Annotated in this window: 14 protein-coding genes and 1 pseudogene; 8 read left to right on the top strand and 7 right to left on the bottom strand. The window is 70.6% G+C overall.

Annotated features, from left to right (window positions below; translation table 11 throughout):
- The first annotated feature begins 7 nt into the window (after nt 1–7).
- From ilvN to ABR738_RS28630, 4 genes are all read left to right on the top strand, one after another.
- The gene (ilvN, locus tag ABR738_RS28615; RefSeq protein ID WP_100577584.1) at nt 8–535 is read left to right on the top strand and encodes an acetolactate synthase small subunit; all 528 of its coding nucleotides are present in this window, start codon (nt 8–10) and stop codon (nt 533–535) included.
- Between the two features lie 109 nt (nt 536–644).
- On the top strand, nt 645–1,646 hold the full coding sequence (gene ilvC, locus ABR738_RS28620; protein WP_350232827.1) for a ketol-acid reductoisomerase: 1,002 nt from the start codon (nt 645–647) through the stop codon (nt 1,644–1,646).
- A 260-nt stretch (nt 1,647–1,906) separates the two neighbouring features.
- On the top strand, nt 1,907–3,499 hold the full coding sequence (gene serA / locus ABR738_RS28625) for a phosphoglycerate dehydrogenase (RefSeq protein ID WP_350232828.1): 1,593 nt from the start codon (nt 1,907–1,909) through the stop codon (nt 3,497–3,499).
- Nucleotides 3,500–3,593: 94 nt separating this feature from the next.
- The gene (locus ABR738_RS28630; protein ID WP_350232829.1) at nt 3,594–4,193 is read left to right on the top strand and encodes a TetR/AcrR family transcriptional regulator; all 600 of its coding nucleotides are present in this window, start codon (nt 3,594–3,596) and stop codon (nt 4,191–4,193) included.
- A gap of 71 nt (nt 4,194–4,264) precedes the next feature.
- Here the strand turns inward: ABR738_RS28630 and ABR738_RS28635 are convergent.
- Both ABR738_RS28635 and ABR738_RS28640 read right to left on the bottom strand, forming a co-directional pair.
- Nucleotides 4,265–5,399: pseudogene (locus tag ABR738_RS28635) on the bottom strand (FAD-dependent oxidoreductase).
- A 273-nt stretch (nt 5,400–5,672) separates the two neighbouring features.
- The gene (locus tag ABR738_RS28640; protein WP_350232830.1) at nt 5,673–6,596 is read right to left on the bottom strand and encodes a LysR family transcriptional regulator; all 924 of its coding nucleotides are present in this window, start codon (nt 6,594–6,596) and stop codon (nt 5,673–5,675) included.
- Nucleotides 6,597–6,701: 105 nt separating this feature from the next.
- On the opposite strand from ABR738_RS28640, the gene ABR738_RS28645 reads away from it, so the two are divergent.
- Nucleotides 6,702–7,163: a nuclear transport factor 2 family protein gene (locus tag ABR738_RS28645; RefSeq protein ID WP_350232831.1), complete on the top strand. Its 462-nt coding sequence runs from the start codon at nt 6,702–6,704 to the stop codon at nt 7,161–7,163.
- Nucleotides 7,160–7,753 carry a short chain dehydrogenase gene (locus tag ABR738_RS28650; RefSeq protein WP_350232832.1) on the top strand — a complete coding sequence of 198 codons (594 nt, stop codon included), beginning with the start codon at nt 7,160–7,162 and terminating at the stop codon, nt 7,751–7,753. The genes ABR738_RS28645 and ABR738_RS28650 overlap by 4 nt, the downstream gene beginning before the upstream one ends.
- A gap of 186 nt (nt 7,754–7,939) precedes the next feature.
- Here ABR738_RS28650 and ABR738_RS28655 read toward each other — a convergent pair whose 3' ends face one another.
- Nucleotides 7,940–9,109 carry a PucR family transcriptional regulator gene (locus tag ABR738_RS28655; RefSeq protein WP_350232833.1) on the bottom strand — a complete coding sequence of 390 codons (1,170 nt, stop codon included), beginning with the start codon at nt 9,107–9,109 and terminating at the stop codon, nt 7,940–7,942.
- A gap of 204 nt (nt 9,110–9,313) precedes the next feature.
- On the opposite strand from ABR738_RS28655, the gene ABR738_RS28660 reads away from it, so the two are divergent.
- Entirely contained in the window at nt 9,314–10,294 is a 981-nt protein-coding gene (locus ABR738_RS28660; RefSeq protein WP_350232834.1) for a proline dehydrogenase family protein, read from the top strand.
- Nucleotides 10,295–10,358: 64 nt separating this feature from the next.
- Nucleotides 10,359–11,990, top strand: a complete 1,632-nt coding sequence (gene pruA, locus ABR738_RS28665) for an L-glutamate gamma-semialdehyde dehydrogenase (protein WP_350232835.1) — start codon at nt 10,359–10,361, stop codon at nt 11,988–11,990.
- Nucleotides 11,991–12,079: 89 nt separating this feature from the next.
- Here pruA and ABR738_RS28670 read toward each other — a convergent pair whose 3' ends face one another.
- The 4 genes from ABR738_RS28670 to ABR738_RS28685 all read right to left on the bottom strand — a co-directional run bounded on the left by ABR738_RS28670 (nt 12,080) and on the right by ABR738_RS28685 (nt 15,080).
- Nucleotides 12,080–12,784 carry a nitroreductase family protein gene (locus ABR738_RS28670; protein ID WP_350232836.1) on the bottom strand — a complete coding sequence of 235 codons (705 nt, stop codon included), beginning with the start codon at nt 12,782–12,784 and terminating at the stop codon, nt 12,080–12,082.
- A 112-nt stretch (nt 12,785–12,896) separates the two neighbouring features.
- Nucleotides 12,897–13,628, bottom strand: a complete 732-nt coding sequence (locus ABR738_RS28675; RefSeq protein ID WP_350232837.1) for a hypothetical protein — start codon at nt 13,626–13,628, stop codon at nt 12,897–12,899.
- The gene (locus tag ABR738_RS28680; RefSeq protein ID WP_350232838.1) at nt 13,625–13,972 is read right to left on the bottom strand and encodes a PadR family transcriptional regulator; all 348 of its coding nucleotides are present in this window, start codon (nt 13,970–13,972) and stop codon (nt 13,625–13,627) included. The genes ABR738_RS28675 and ABR738_RS28680 overlap by 4 nt, the downstream gene beginning before the upstream one ends.
- A gap of 109 nt (nt 13,973–14,081) precedes the next feature.
- Nucleotides 14,082–15,080 carry a zinc-binding dehydrogenase gene (locus tag ABR738_RS28685; RefSeq protein ID WP_350232839.1) on the bottom strand — a complete coding sequence of 333 codons (999 nt, stop codon included), beginning with the start codon at nt 15,078–15,080 and terminating at the stop codon, nt 14,082–14,084.
- Nucleotides 15,081–15,088: the final 8 nt, after the last annotated feature.

Here is a 15,088-nt window from a genome sequence, read left to right on the forward strand (position 1 = left end):
GAGGCTCATGTCCACCAAGCACACGCTCTCGGTCCTGGTCGAGAACACCCCCGGCATCCTGGCCCGGATCGCCGCCCTGTTCTCCCGCCGCGGCTTCAACATCGACTCGCTCGCGGTCGGTGTCACCGAACACCCCGACATCTCCCGCATCACCATTGTGGTCAGTGTCGAGGACCTGCCTCTTGAGCAGGTCACCAAGCAGCTCAACAAGCTGGTCAACGTCCTGAAAATCGTCGAACTCGAGCCCAGCGCCGCGATCCAGCGCGAGCTCGTCCTGGTGAAGGTGCGTGCCGACAACGAAACGCGCTCCCAGATCGTCGAGATCGTCCAGCTGTTCCGCGCCAAGACCGTGGACGTCTCGCCCGAGGCCGTGACCATCGAGGCCACCGGCGGCGCGGACAAGCTGGAGGCGATGCTGAAGATGCTGGAGCAGTTCGGCATCAAGGAGCTCGTCCAGTCCGGCACGATCGCCATAGGGCGCGGTGCCCGGTCCATCACGGACCGCTCGCTGCGCGCCCTGGACCGCAGCGCCTGAGTCCCGCCGCGCGGGGGCCCGGTGCGCCCGTATGGCGAGACTCGCCCGTTCCTCACTCACCCCCACCGATACGGTGGACGCAACACCAGCACACCAAGGAGATTTCCCAGTGGCCGAGCTGTTCTACGACGACGATGCCGACCTGTCCATCATCCAGGGCCGCAAGGTCGCGGTGATCGGGTACGGCAGCCAGGGCCACGCCCACGCGCTGTCGCTCCGTGACTCGGGTGTCGACGTCCGCGTCGGTCTGCACGAGGGCTCCAAGTCCAAGGCGAAGGCCGAGGAGCAGGGCCTGCGCGTGGTCACGCCGTCCGAGGCGGCCGCCGAGGCCGACGTCATCATGATCCTGGTCCCGGACCCGATCCAGGCGCAGGTCTACGAGGAGTCCATCAAGGACAACCTGAAGGACGGCGACGCGCTGTTCTTCGGCCACGGCCTCAACATCCGCTTCGGCTTCATCAAGCCGCCGGCCAATGTGACCGTCGCGATGGTCGCGCCCAAGGGCCCGGGCCACCTGGTGCGCCGCCAGTACGAGGAGGGCCGCGGCGTTCCGTGCATCGTGGCCGTCGAGCAGGACCCGCAGGGCAACGGCCTGGCGCTGGCGCTCTCGTACGCCAAGGGCATCGGCGGCACCCGGGCGGGCGTCATCAAGACGACGTTCACCGAGGAGACCGAGACCGATCTGTTCGGCGAGCAGGCCGTGCTGTGCGGTGGCACCGCGGCGCTGGTCAAGGCGGGCTTCGAGACGCTGACCGAGGCCGGCTACCAGCCGGAGATCGCCTACTTCGAGTGCCTGCACGAGCTGAAGCTCATCGTGGACCTCATGTACGAGGGCGGCCTGGAGAAGATGCGCTGGTCGATCTCGGAGACCGCCGAGTGGGGCGACTACGTCACCGGCCCGCGCATCATCACGGCCGACACCAAGGCCGAGATGAAGAAGGTCCTCACGGAGATCCAGGACGGCACGTTCGCCAAGAACTGGATGGACGAGTACCACGGCGGTCTGAAGAAGTACAACGAGTACAAGACCCAGGACGAGAACCACCTCCTGGAGACCACCGGCAAGGAGCTGCGCAAGCTCATGAGCTGGGTGCAGAACGACGAGGCGTAAGCCGGCTCCGGCGGGGCCGGGCACCGTGTGCGTGCCCGGCCCCGCCGCCCGTCGCGCCGCGTCGCGACAGCTGTGGACACCGAGTCCAACCCCCATCGGGTGATCCTGCCGCAACGGCACAAACCCGATGGGGAACCGGCACTACACTTTCCAGCAACACCAACGCGTCAGGCCCACAGCGTCGTGCGTCTTCCACGCGGCCACTCCACCGCCTGCGGCCGTCGGAACGGCCGTCCGCAAAGGATTCAGTGAGGACCCACGTGAGCTCGAAACCTGTCGTACTCATCGCTGAAGAGCTGTCGCCCGCCACCGTCGACGCCCTCGGGCCGGACTTCGAGATCCGGCACTGCAACGGAGCCGACCGCGCCGAACTGCTGCCCGCCATCGCTGATGTCGACGCCATCCTGATCCGCTCCGCCACCAAGGTCGACGCGGAGGCCGTGGCCGCCGCCCGCAAGCTGCGCGTCGTCGCCCGCGCCGGCGTGGGCCTGGACAATGTGGACGTGTCCGCCGCGACCAAGGCCGGCGTGATGGTCGTGAACGCCCCGACCTCCAACATCGTCACCGCCGCCGAGCTCGCCTGCGGACTCCTGGTGGCCACCGCGCGCAACATCCCGCAGGCCAACACCGCCCTGAAGAACGGCGAGTGGAAGCGGAGCAAGTACACCGGCGTCGAGCTGAGCGAGAAGACCCTCGGCGTCGTCGGCCTCGGTCGCATCGGCGTCCTGGTCGCCCAGCGCATGTCCGCCTTCGGCATGAAGATCGTCGCGTACGACCCCTATGTGCAGCCGGCCCGCGCCGCGCAGATGGGCGTCAAGCTCCTCTCCCTCGACGAACTGCTCGAAGTCTCGGACTTCATCACCGTGCACCTGCCCAAGACGCCCGAGACGCTGGGTCTGATCGGCGATGAGGCGCTGCACAAGGTGCAGCCGCACGTGCGGATCGTGAACGCCGCGCGCGGCGGAATCGTGGACGAGGCCGCGCTGTACTCCGCCCTCAAGGAGGGCCGCGTCGCCGGCGCCGGTCTCGATGTGTACGCGAAGGAGCCCTGTGTGGACTCCCCGCTGTTCGAGCTCGACCAGGTCGTCTGCACCCCGCACCTGGGCGCGTCCACCGACGAGGCCCAGGAGAAGGCCGGCATCGCCGTCGCCAAGTCCGTACGCCTCGCGCTCGCGGGCGAGTTGGTGCCCGACGCGGTCAACGTCCAGGGCGGAGTGATCGCCGAGGACGTCAAGCCGGGCCTGCCGCTCGCCGAGCGCCTTGGCCGCATCTTCACCGCGCTCGCCGGCGAGGTCGCGGTCCGGCTGGACGTCGAGGTCTACGGCGAGCTGACCCAGCACGACGTCAAGGTGCTCGAACTCAGCGCGCTCAAGGGCGTGTTCGAGGACGTGGTGGACGAGACGGTCTCCTATGTCAACGCGCCGCTGTTCGCGCAGGAGCGTGGCGTCGAGGTGCGTCTGACGACGTCGAGCGAGTCCCCCAACCACCGCAACGTGGTGACCGTGCGCGGCACCCTGTCGGACGGCGAGGAAATCTCCGTCTCCGGCACCCTGGCCGGGCCCAAGCACCTCCAGAAGGTCGTCGCCATCGGCGAGTTCGACGTGGATCTGGCGCTCGCCGACCACATGATCGTGCTCCGTTACGAGGACCGCCCCGGCATCGTCGGCACCGTGGGCCGGGTCCTGGGCGAGGCCGGGCTCAACATCGCGGGCATGCAGGTGGCCCGCGCGGAGGAGGGCGGCGAGGCGCTTGCCGTGCTGACCGTCGACGACACCATCCCGGGGAACGTGCTGGCCGAGGTCGCGGCCGAGATCGGCGCCAACTCGGCCCGCTCGGTGAACCTCACCGACTGACCCCGCACGCCCAAAGCCCCCGTACCCGGCCCCGCGCCCGTCCCGTAGACGCTTGTCTTAGACGGATGTCTGTGGGGCCGGGTACGCTGCTGTCATGGGACACCGCGACGATCTGCTCGAAGGCGCCAAGCGCTGCCTGCTGGACAAGGGATACGCCCGCACCACCGCCCGCGACATCGTGGCCGAGTCCGGCACCAATCTGGCCTCCATCGGCTACCACTACGGCTCCAAGGAAGCGCTGCTCAACCTGGCCTTCCTGAAGCTGACCGAGGAGTGGGGCGACGCGCTCGGAGAGGGCCGCGAGGGCGACGGGGGTGTCGAGGGCCTGCCTCCGCTGGAGCGCTTCGAGCGGGTCTGGGCCAAGATCGTCGACTCCTACCAGGAGAGCCGGCCCGTCTGGAAGCTCCAGATGGAGATCGTCTCCCGGCTCGACAGCGACCCCGAACTCCAAAAGGCCCTGGCGGGGCCGCAGTTGGAGGGCCGCAAGGGGCTCGCGGAAAGCCTCCTCGGCCTCGACCAGGACGCCGACCCCGAGCGGGCGCGCCTGGCCGGAACCTTCTACCAGGCGCTGCTCGCCGGGGTGATGGTCCAGTGGATGGTCGACCCCGGGACGGCCCCCTCGGCCCGCGACCTCACCGAGGGCCTGAAGATCGTCATGGGGACCGACGGCGAGCGGGACCCGGGCCCGTCCTGAGCCGTGGCCGTCGTGGCCCCGTGCCCGGGCCCGTCCTGAGTCGTGGCCCTCGCTGTCCCGTGCCCGTGCGCTCAGGACGCGTCGGAGCCGGTGAGCGTGGCGATCAGGTCGTGCGGGGTGGGGTCGCCCGAGTCGGATCCCAGCTCCTCGCCCGGCTCCAGGGCGGCCGCCCGCGCGCTGCGGGGGAACATGACCCGCTCGTAGGCGGCGAGCGCCGCTTCGACGTCACCGGGGTGCCCGGCCAGCGCCCTGCCCAGCTCGGCGCCGTCCAGCATGGCCAGGTTGGCGCCCTCGCCGTTCGGCGCGGCCAGGTGCGCGGCGTCGCCGATCAGCGTCACGCCCCGCACCCGGTCCCAGCGGTGCCCGGTCGGCAGGGCGTGGAGGTGGCGCAGGACCGGCGGGACGTCACTCTCGGTGATCAGCGCGGTGAGCTCGGGGGCCCAGTCGTCGAATTCCCGCGCGATGCGCGCGGCGGCGCCCGCGGCGTCGGTGAAGTTGATGTCACTGAACCACTCCTGAGGTTCGATCACCCCCACGTAGGCGTGCAGCGTGTCGTCCTTCTCCCGGTGGGCGAAGATCTCCCTCTTGGGCCTGGCGGCGATCATCGATCCGCCGCCGACCGCTGCCGCCGTGGCCGGGTGGCGGGCCTTGGCGTCGAAGAGGTAGGTTCTCGATGACGGACCTGCCGGTGTACGCGGGGGTGGCCGATGACAGCAGCGGCCGCACCCGCGACCACGCGCCGTCCGCGCCGACCAGGAGATCACTGACGACGCTCGCGCCGTCGTCGAAGGTGACCTCGTGCCGCCCGTCGCCGAGTGTGCGGGTGGCGCGGACCTTGCGGCCCCAGCGCACCGTGCCGGCCGGGAGCGAGTCGAGCAGAAGCTGCCGCAGCTCGCCGCGCTGCACCTCGGGGCGGCCACCCGTGCCGTCATCGGCCTTGTCGTACAGGACGGTGCCGTCCGGATCGAGCAGGCGCATCGCCTGGCGGCCTTCCAGGACGAGCTCTTGGAAGCCGTCCATCAATTGCGCCTCCTCCAGGGCGAGTTGGCCGTTGTAGTCATGGATGTCGAGCATCCCGCCCTGGGAGCGCGAGGTCGGCGACGGCTCGGCCTCGTAGACCGTGGACGTTAGCCCGTGGACGTGCAGGACGCGGGCGAGCGTGAGGCCGCCGAGCCCGGCGCCGATGATCGTGACGTGGGTGGGCATGGGACTTCCTTCGGATCGTGGGCCGCCGCCGGGCGCACGGCCCACCGGGCCGGGCGCGCCGATCCGGGGGCCGGTGCGGTGCTGGGAGCCGGCGCCACGGGTGCGGGGCCGGCGGACACCAATGTCGCGGCGCCCGCCGACAGAACACCGACAACCCGCCTACGGACGCCTACCGGCACCGACCGGCGCCCGTAGGCGGCTTCAGGTTCCGCGAATCCGTGCCTGCTCGCTGTCCGTACTGAACGTGAAGGGGTGGTGCCGGCCTGGTCTCGGTCACCTGTCCATGGTCGGGCCGCCCGCGGGACTGCCGTCTCCGCATACGGCACGGCAGCTGCGGACGAAGGCGTCGACGGTGTCGTCCCGTTGGGTACGGAATCTGGCGACGGCGATCCGGCTGGGGCTGACGCCCGTGACGGGCCGGTAGACGATGTCCGGGCGCTGGTAGAAGCGGGCGGTCGCCTCGGGGGTGAGGCTGACGCCCTGGCCGTGGGCGATCGCGTTGAGCCATTCATCGGGGTGGTGCGCGACCGCGCCGATGCGCACCGGGTGCCCCTCGCGCTCATCGGTCGCGAGCCAGTAGTCGCGCCATTCCCCCGACTCGGCGGGAGTCGCCACGAAGGGTTCGTCGTACAGATCCCGGAACCGGATCCGATCGTTCCCCGCGAGGCGATGCCCTGCGGGCAGGGCGATCCAGCGCGGCTCGGTCAGCAGCACCTCGACGTCGAAGTCGCTCTGCGCCGGCACTGGCAGGCGCAGCAGCGCCACGTCGACGTCGCCGGTGGCCAGTCCGGCGGTGGGGTCGGTCCACTCGGTCTGTCGCATCTGGACCCGCCGGCCGGGGCGCCGTCGGGCGAAATCGGCGATGATCAGCCGGGTCTGCTCGTTGGCGGCGCTGGCCACGAAGCCGACCCGTAGCGCCCGTGCGGCCCGGGCCGTGGCCGCCCGGGTGACGCGCAGCGCGTTCTCCCAAGCGGTCAGCACGGCGCCGGCGTGGACGGCCAGAGCCTCACCGGCCTCGGTGGGGGTCATGCCCGCACGGGAACGGATGAACAGGTCCACTCCCAGCTGGGCTTCCAGCCGCCGTATCTGTTTCGTCAGCGCGGGCTGAGAGAGGTAGAGCCGTGCGGCGGCCCGTGTGAGGTTGCCTTCCTCGACCACCGTGGCGAAGTACCGCAACAAGCGGGTGTCGACATCCATGCCGCCAGGTTATGGAAGCGGGTATTGGACGGCAGCGGTGGGCCGGCGAGAGCGTTGACCACGCGACCGGGACGGCCCGGTACCGAACCTGCGGAGAGCATCCAGATGACGACGAGTGAAGCCGTGCCCGAACCGAAGATCGAGGCCATCAACCGCTTCTTCTCCGCCTACGCCGCCAACGACGTCACGGCGATGAGCGCGGTCCTGGCTCCGGACATCGAGTGGACCATTCCGGGCCACCACCCGTTGTCAGGGACCAAACACGGAGTCGACGAAGTGCTCAGCTTCTTCGGTCAGCTCGGCAAGGCGGGCTTCCAGGCCGAATCCGTATTTCTCGGCGGCGACGGTGAGTACGTCGTAGACATCCACCGGGGCTGGACGACCCAGGGCGTGGGCCGAGTCGACACGATGTGGGCGCTGGTGTGGCACTTCGACGCCGACGGCCAGGTCGACCGGGTGGACAACCTCAGCGGAGACCAACACCAGATGGACACCTACGTCTGGGCCAACTTCCCGTTGGCCCCCCTTCCGGCCCGCCTCGCCCGTGGACAGAAGGAATTGTCATGAAGATCCTCGTGATCGGGGCGACCGGCACCATCGGCCGCGCGGTCGCAGACGCGCTGGCGACCGAGCATGAGGTGATACGGGCTTCACGCAACGCCGGCACGCGGGTCGACCTGGGAATACCGGCCTCCATCGACGCCCTCTTCGGCTCCGTCGGCACCGTGGACGCGGTCATCTGCTGCGCGGCCGGCGGTCGGCTGACCCCACTCTCGTCTCCTTCGGACGACGCATTCACTCTCGGCCTGGAAGGCAAACTGCTGGGGCAGGTGGCGTTGGTCCGCCGGGCAGTGGATCACGTCAGGGACGGGGGGTCCATCACCCTCACCAGCGGTACCTTTCAGGAGCCCACGCCGGGCAGCTCGTTCGGCGCTCTTGTCAACGCCGGACTGGAGGCGTTCGTCCGGGCCGCGGCCATCGAGATGCCTCGCGGGCTGAGAGTGAACGTCGTCAGCCCGGGATGGGTGAAGGAGACGCTCGAAGAGCTGGGCATGGACCCCAGGGGAGGCACACCGGTGAGAGACGTCGCCCACGCCTACGTCGAGGTGGTCATGGGACAGACGCAGGGACGCACCTTGACCCCTTCGCCCCGCTGACCGGCCGGAGCGTCGGCAAACGATCCGGACATCGCCGTGAAAGCGGAGCGCGCAGGCGCAGCTCTTTGACGCCACCCCGGCGTGGCCGGTCAGACTGACGCCATCGGCCGTTCGTGCTTCCCACGCACCCCCTCGGTGCGCATCTCGCGGGTGCGGCGCGCGGCCCATCGCGGAACCCACGGCGGCTCAGAGCCGGGCGGCCTTCAGGGCCATGTGCAACAGCAGCCGGTCCTCGCCCTGGTCCAGGTCGAGGCCGGTCAGGTGCTCGACGCGCGAGAGGCGGTAGTAGAGGGTCTGGCGGTGGATGCCGAGCGCGGCCGCCGCGCGGCCCGCCTGGCCCGCGCAGTCGAGGAACACCTCGGCGGTGTGGGCGAGTTCGGCGTGCGATGCGGTCAACAGCGCGCGCACCGCCGGGTCCTGCTCGTGGGCGGGGGGCAGCGCGGTCAGCATCCGGTACGGTCCGATCGCCGACCACTGGGCGATTGGCCCGAGCCGGGGCTCGGCAAGTGCCGCGCGCACGGCGGAGGTTGCCTCGCGGCAGGACAGCGCGAGGTCGGCCAGGCCCCTGCGGGCCGGCGCCACCCCGGCCGCCGCGTCGGCCCCCGCCTCGCCGCGCAGCCGTTCCGCCGCCGTCCTCGCCGGGGCGAGCGCGTCCGCGGAGCGCAGCCGCACCAGCGCGGCCAGCCACTGCCCGCCGTCCCGTGCGGCCAAGTCCCACGGCAGCGCGCACACCGCCGCCGCGCCCGGCACCGTACGCGCCGAGGGGGCATCGCCCGCACCCCAGGGCGCGACACACACCAGGGCGTGCAGGCCCTCGGCGTCGGGCCCGAGCGCCGCCGTCAGGGCGGCCGTCGCGGTGTCGCGCTGCCAGCCGCGCTCGGCGGTCAGGGCCGCCCGGAACTCGCGCGAGAGGTCGGCGCCCGCCTGTGCCTCGTCCGCGAGCAGCACCCCGATCCGCGCGGCCACCTCCATCGCGGCGGCCAGCTTGTCCTCGCCGGGCCCCGGCTCGTCGTCGAGCAGCCAGACGTATCCGAGCGCGACGCCCCGGTGGCGTACCGGAAGACAGATCCGGGCGCGCAGGACCCCGGCGTCGGGCGCGGCCGGGATACGGACGGGGGCGGTGGCGCGGGTGATGCCGAACCCCTCGAACCAGGCGCGGACGGCCGGGGTGGACTTCCTGGTCAGGATGGAGCGGGTGCGCACCGGGTCGAGTGTGAGCTCGCCGAAACCGCTGTCGGAATCGTGCGCGCCGAAGGCGATCAGCCCGAAATCCCGGTTCTCCAGCGTCGCGGGAGCGCCGAGCAGCGCCGAGATTTCATCGACCAGATCCTGGTAGTCGCCCTTCACGGGAGCCATTCTCGCTCATCGCGCGCGCTGCTTCAGACAGATGTATGAGATCGGGACCACGGATGCGTGACAGCTGTCGATGGCAGAGGATCGTGGAGATCCTTAGGTTTCACGGTGGTTCTCCGTGCCGTCGCCGGCACGCCGGGAAGGCGCCCTGTGGGCCCTCCGGCCCTGGTCGCGGCCCCGTCCTGTTTCTTTCCGTGGAGGTGCCCCGTGCTGGGTCCCGTGATCCTCGCCGCGTCGCGCAGCGACAAGATGCGCAGGCTTGTTTCGGCTGCCCCGATGACCAAGCCCGTGGTGAACCGGTTCATCCCCGGTGAGACGGTCGGGCAGGTCGTGCCGATCATCGAGGAGACCGTCGCCAAGGGCCTTGAGCTGACCCTGGACGTGGTGGGCGAGGACATCACCACCCCCGAGCAGGCCGCCCACGCGCGCGACGCCTATCTGGAGCTCATCGAACGCCTCAAGGAGCTCGGCCACGGCCCCAAGGCCGAGATGTCCGTGAAGCTCTCCATGTTCGGCCAGTCCCTCCCGTCGCCCGCCACCGCCCTCGACGGAGGGCCCTCCGGGCCCGCTGCCACATTCCCCGGCGGCCACGAGCTGGCCCTGGCCAATGTGCGCCCCGTCGTCGAGGCCGCCGCCGCGATCGGCACCACGGTCACCCTGGACGCCGAGGACCACACCACCCTCGACTCGATGTTCGCCATCCACGAGGAGCTGCGGAAGGACTTCCCGGAGACCGGCTGCGTCATCCAGGCCTATCTCTTCCGCACCGAGGCCGACGCCCGCCGCCTTGCCGCCGCGGGCAGCCGGGTGCGTATCGTGAAGGGCGCCTACAAGGAGCCCGCCGAGGTCGCCTACCAGAACAAGAGCGAGACCGACAAGGCGTACGTCCGCATCCTGAAGATCCTCATGGAGGGCGAGGGCTACCCGATGATCGGGTCCCACGACCCGCGTCTGATAGCCATCGGACAGGAGCTCGCGCGGCGTGCGGGGCGCAAGCTGGATGAGTACGAGTTCCAGATGCTCTACGGGATCCGCAGCGAGGAGCACCTGCGGCTCGCCGCCGAGGGCCACCGGATGCGTGTCTACACCGCGTACGGCACCGACTGGTACGGCTACTTCATGCGGCGCCTCGCGGAGAAGCCGGCCAACCTGCTCTTCTTCGTCCGCTCGATGATCACAAAGAACTAGATTTCGGACAGGCCCAAGACCCTCCGGTCGCCCGAACACCCCTCACAAAGGAGTCAAGGAACTCATGGACGCTGTGACCCAGGTCCCCGCCCCGGTCAACGAGCCGGTGCACGGCTACGCCCCTGGTTCCCCGGAGCGCGCCCGTCTGGAAGCCAAGCTCAAGGAGCTGGCCGAGAACCCCGTCGACCTGCCGATGACCATCAACGGTGTCAAGCGGATGGGCGGCGGTGAGCGCTTCGACGTCGTGCAGCCGCACAACCACAAGGCGGTCATCGGCACCTACGCCAACGCCACCGAGCAGGACGCCAAGGACGCCATCGACGCCGCCCTCGCCGCCGCCCCGGCCTGGCGCGCGATGTCCTTCGACGACCGCGCCGCGATCATCCTGCGCGCCGCCGAGCTCCTGTCGGGCCCCTGGCGCGAGACGCTGGCCGCCTCCACCATGCTCGGCCAGTCCAAGACCGCCCAGCAGGCCGAGATCGACACCCCGTGCGAGCTCGTCGACTTCTGGCGCTTCAACGTGCACTACGCGCGCAACCTGCTCGCCGAGCAGCCCCCGGCGAACTCCCCGGGCGTGTGGAACCGCATGGACCACCGCCCGCTCGAGGGCTTCGTGTACGCGATCACGCCGTTCAACTTCACGGCCATCGCGGGCAACCTGCCGACCGCCCCGGCCCTGATGGGCAACGTCGTGGTGTGGAAGCCGTCCCCGACGCAGACCCACGCCGCCGTGCTGCTCATGCGCCTCCTGGAGGAGGCGGGCCTGCCCAAGGGCGTCATCAACCTCGTCACCGGTGACGGCCTGGCCGTCTCCGAGGTCGCCCTGAACCACCGCGACCTCGCGGGCATCCACTTCACGGGTTCCACCAAGACCTTCCAGCACCTGTGGAAGACGGTCGGCACCAACATCGAGAAGTACCGCACCTACCCGCGTCTGGTCGGCGAGACCGGCGGCAAGGACTTCGTCGTCGCGCACCCCAGCGCCGACCGCGCGGTCCTGAAGACCGCGCTGACCCGTGGCTCCTTCGAGTACCAGGGCCAGAAGTGCTCCGCGTCCTCGCGCGCCTACGTCCCGGCGTCCATCTGGAACGACGGCTTCAAGGAGGAGTTCGCGGCCGAGGTCGACGGCATCACCATGGGTGACGTCACCGACCTGTCGAACTTCATCGGCGCGGTCATCGACGAGCGCTCCTTCGCCAAGAACAAGGCCGCGATCGACCGCGCGAAGGCCGACGCCTCCTGCACGATCGTCGCGGGCGGCACCTACGACGACTCGGTGGGCTACTTCGTGCGCCCGACCGTCATCGAGTGCACGGACCCGGCCAACGAGGTCTTCACGACCGAGTACTTCGGCCCGATCCTCGCCGTGCACGTCTACGACGACGCCAAGTACGACGAGATGCTGGAGCAGATGGAGTCGGCCTCCGACTACGCCCTGACCGGCGCCGTCATCTCCAACGACCGCGCGGCGGCCGCGTACACGATGGACAAGCTCCGCTACGCGGCGGGCAACTTCTACATCAACGACAAGTCGACCGGCGCCGTCGTCGGCCAGCAGCCCTTCGGCGGCGGCCGCGCGTCCGGCACCAACGACAAGGCGGGCGCCCCGCAGAACCTGATGCGCTGGACGCTGACCCGCGCCATCAAGGAGACGCTGGTCCCGCCGACCGACTACACCTACCCGCACATGGGCTGACCCGTAGTCGCACCGAAACCCCGCCCCCGTCCTTGGTCCCCCAACCGAGGACGGGGGCGGTTTCCATGGGCCTCGGATCTCCAGGGACCTCAGATCTCCACGAGCACCTGGCCGAGCGACTTGCGCACCAGGTCCGGCACCTCGCAGTCGTCGGCCGGATAGCCGACCGGGATGACCGCGAACGCCTTCTCGTTCGCGGGCCGGTCCAGCACCCGCGACAAGAAGCGCATCGGGCTCGGCGTGTGGACCAGCGCGGCGAGCCCCGACTGGTGCAGGGCGCTGAGCAGCAGTCCGACCGCGATGCCGACCGACTCGTCGACGTAGTAGTGCTTGTGCTTGGTGCCGTCGTCGGCCAGCCAGTAGCGCTGCTGGAAGACCACGAGCAGCACCGGGGCGTCGGTGAGGTGCGTCTTGACCGCGTCCGTGCCGATCGGCCGGAGCGCCGCGAGCCACTCCTCGCCGAGCCGCCCGTCGTAGGAGACGCGTTCCTCCTCCTCGGCCGCCTCCCGGATCCGGCGCCGTACGTCGGCGTCCTTGACCAGGACGAACGTCCAGGGCTGCTGGTGGGCGCCGGACGGCGCGGTCGCGGCGCAGGCGACGGCGTCGCGCACGGCCTGCTCGGGGACGGGGTCGGGCGAGAAGCTGCGTACGGTACGGCGCTCGTCCATGCGCGCGCGCAATTCGGCGGCCCGGGCCAGGGTCTCGGCGGTTGCCATCCGGGCCGGGCGGTAGGGGACGGGCCGGTAGGGCTCGCCGTGGACCGGGGTCCAGTGCTGCTCGGTAGGTGTCGGCATGGTCAGAGTCTGGCCAAGGACTTGGTCCGGTCCAAGCCCCTTGGCGCGTACGTGACTTGAAAGGGCCGCGGCGTGGCGCGAGCTCCCTGGGGCCGCCGGTGACTCCCGGGGGTCAGCGGCTCTCGGTCCCCCGGGCGAGGTCCCGGTTGACGCCGAACCAGCCGAGCGCGAGGCCCACCACGGCGGCGCCGAGCAGGCGGACGCAGGCCCAGGGTCCGTCCAGGTCGACCAGGCCGAAGCCGAAGAGAATCACCAACAGCGTCACGCACACCACGAACACCGCCACCAGAGCGCGGAACTTGGCGCTGAAGAACATGGTCCGTGCGGGCGCCGGCGGGGGCGCGGCCAGCGCGGCGGCCGGGCCCGCACTGGCCCAGGCCGGGCGCTTGTAGTACGTGATGTGCAGCCAGCGGCCGCACGGCTCCCAGCCGTCCGGCGCGAGCGCGGCGAGCTGGGCCTCGCGCTCCTTGGCGCCCCGCGCGGTCTCGCGCCGGTACTCCCAGCGCATCGCGGCGTCGGGCCTGCGGCACACGAAACGCCCCAGGGGATCGACCCTCTCCACCTCCCAGCCCTGCGCCCCGTGCTCGTTCAGCAGGCGCCGGTCGGTGTAGATGTCGGCGGTCCACTTCCACGTCTCCTGCCCGGTCACGGGCGGCTCGGCGGCGCGGCCGCGGGTGAGGCGGTCGGCGAAGACGTCCGGCGCCCCGAACTCCTCGTGGGCGTCGGTCGATCCGGACTCCGCGAGGTAGCCCTCCAGATCGGCGACCGTCGCCGCCACCTGCGGCGCGGGCATCCCGCGCTCGGTGAGGAGGCGGCTCAGTTCGGTGAAGTACGCGGTGGTCACGCGGGTCCCCCTGGAAGCGTGCTGGTGAGCATGGTCGTGACGGCCGCGTGGAACTCCCGCCAGGAAGCGCCCTGTTCGGCGAGCGCCCGGCGCCCGTCGTCGGTCAGGCGGTAGTAGCGGCGCCCCGGCCCGCGCTCGGCCGCCCGGAACTCACCGACGGCGAGGCCGGCTTCTTCGAGGCGGTTGAGCACGGGGTAGAGGGTGCCGCCCTTGATCTCCCCGAGCCCCGCGGCGGTGAGCGCCTTGGAGATCTCATACCCGTAGCTCTCGCCATCGACGAGACAGGACAGGACGAGGAGGTCGAGGACGCCCTTGAGCCAGCTGGATCTGCGGTCTGCGGCCATGCCTGTATTCCATCACCACCTAGATAGGAATGCAACCTAGGTGGTGATGCCGGTTGTCGTGCGGGCGTCGTTGTCCGGCAGCGGGTGGGGCCCGGGGGAGCGGGCCGGGTCAGTCTCCGACGTGGATCAGGAGCTTTCCGGTGTTGGACCCGCCCAGCATGCCGATGAAACCGTCCAGGATCCCCTCGAAGCCCTCGATCACCGTCTCGTCCGACGTCACCCGCCCCGAGCGCAGATGCGGCACCAGGAAGTCCTCCAACTCCTCCTGCGCGTCGCGGTGGTCGCGGACCAGGACGCCCTCCAGGCGGATGCTCTTGGCGACGATGTCGAAGAGGTTGCGCGGCGCGGCGGGCGGCCGGCCGAGGTTGTTGTACTGAGAGACCGCGCCGACCCAGGCGATCCGGCCGAAGTCGCGCAGGCCCGCGATCGCGCCCTCCAGATGGTCCCCGCCGACGTTCTCGACCACCGCGTGCACGCCGCCGGGCGCGGCCTTGGCGAGCAGATCGCCCACCGGTCCGTCGTGGTAGTCGAACGCGGCGTCGTAACCGACCGCGTCCGTCAGGTACTCGACCTTCTTGCGCGATCCCGCGCTGCCGATGATCCGGCCCGCCCCGAGCAGCCGCGCGATGCGCCCTGCGGCCGTGCCGACGCCCCCGGCGGCCGCCGTGACGAAGAGGTCTTCGCCGGTCCGCAGCTTCAGGATCCGGGTGAGGGCCACATAGGCGGTGAGGCCGGTGCCGCCGAGTATGCCGAGGTGGGCCGAGAGCGGAACGCCCTCGTGCTCGCGTATCCGGCGCGTCCCCGCGGCGCCGGCGGTGACCACCGCGTGCGTGCGCCAGCCCTGCCGGTGCAGGACGAGGTCGCCCTCTGCCAGCGCCGGGTCGCGCGAGAGGACCACCCGGCCGATGGCGCGGCCCTCCAGCGGGGTGCGCAGTGGTTCCTCATCCATCAGCTCGCGGTGGTAGGGGTCGACGGAGAGATACAGGTTCTCCACCAGCGCGGAGCCCGGCACCGGATCCGGGACGGGCGCGTGGACGAACTCGAAGTCGGCCGGGGTGGGAAGCCCTTGGGGCCGGGCGGTCTGCTGAACGGTGATCGATACGGTCATGGGCCAGA

Origin of the sequence: Streptomyces sp. Edi4 (genome assembly GCF_040253615.1) — a bacterium.
Classification (GTDB): Bacteria; Actinomycetota; Actinomycetes; order Streptomycetales; family Streptomycetaceae; genus Streptomyces.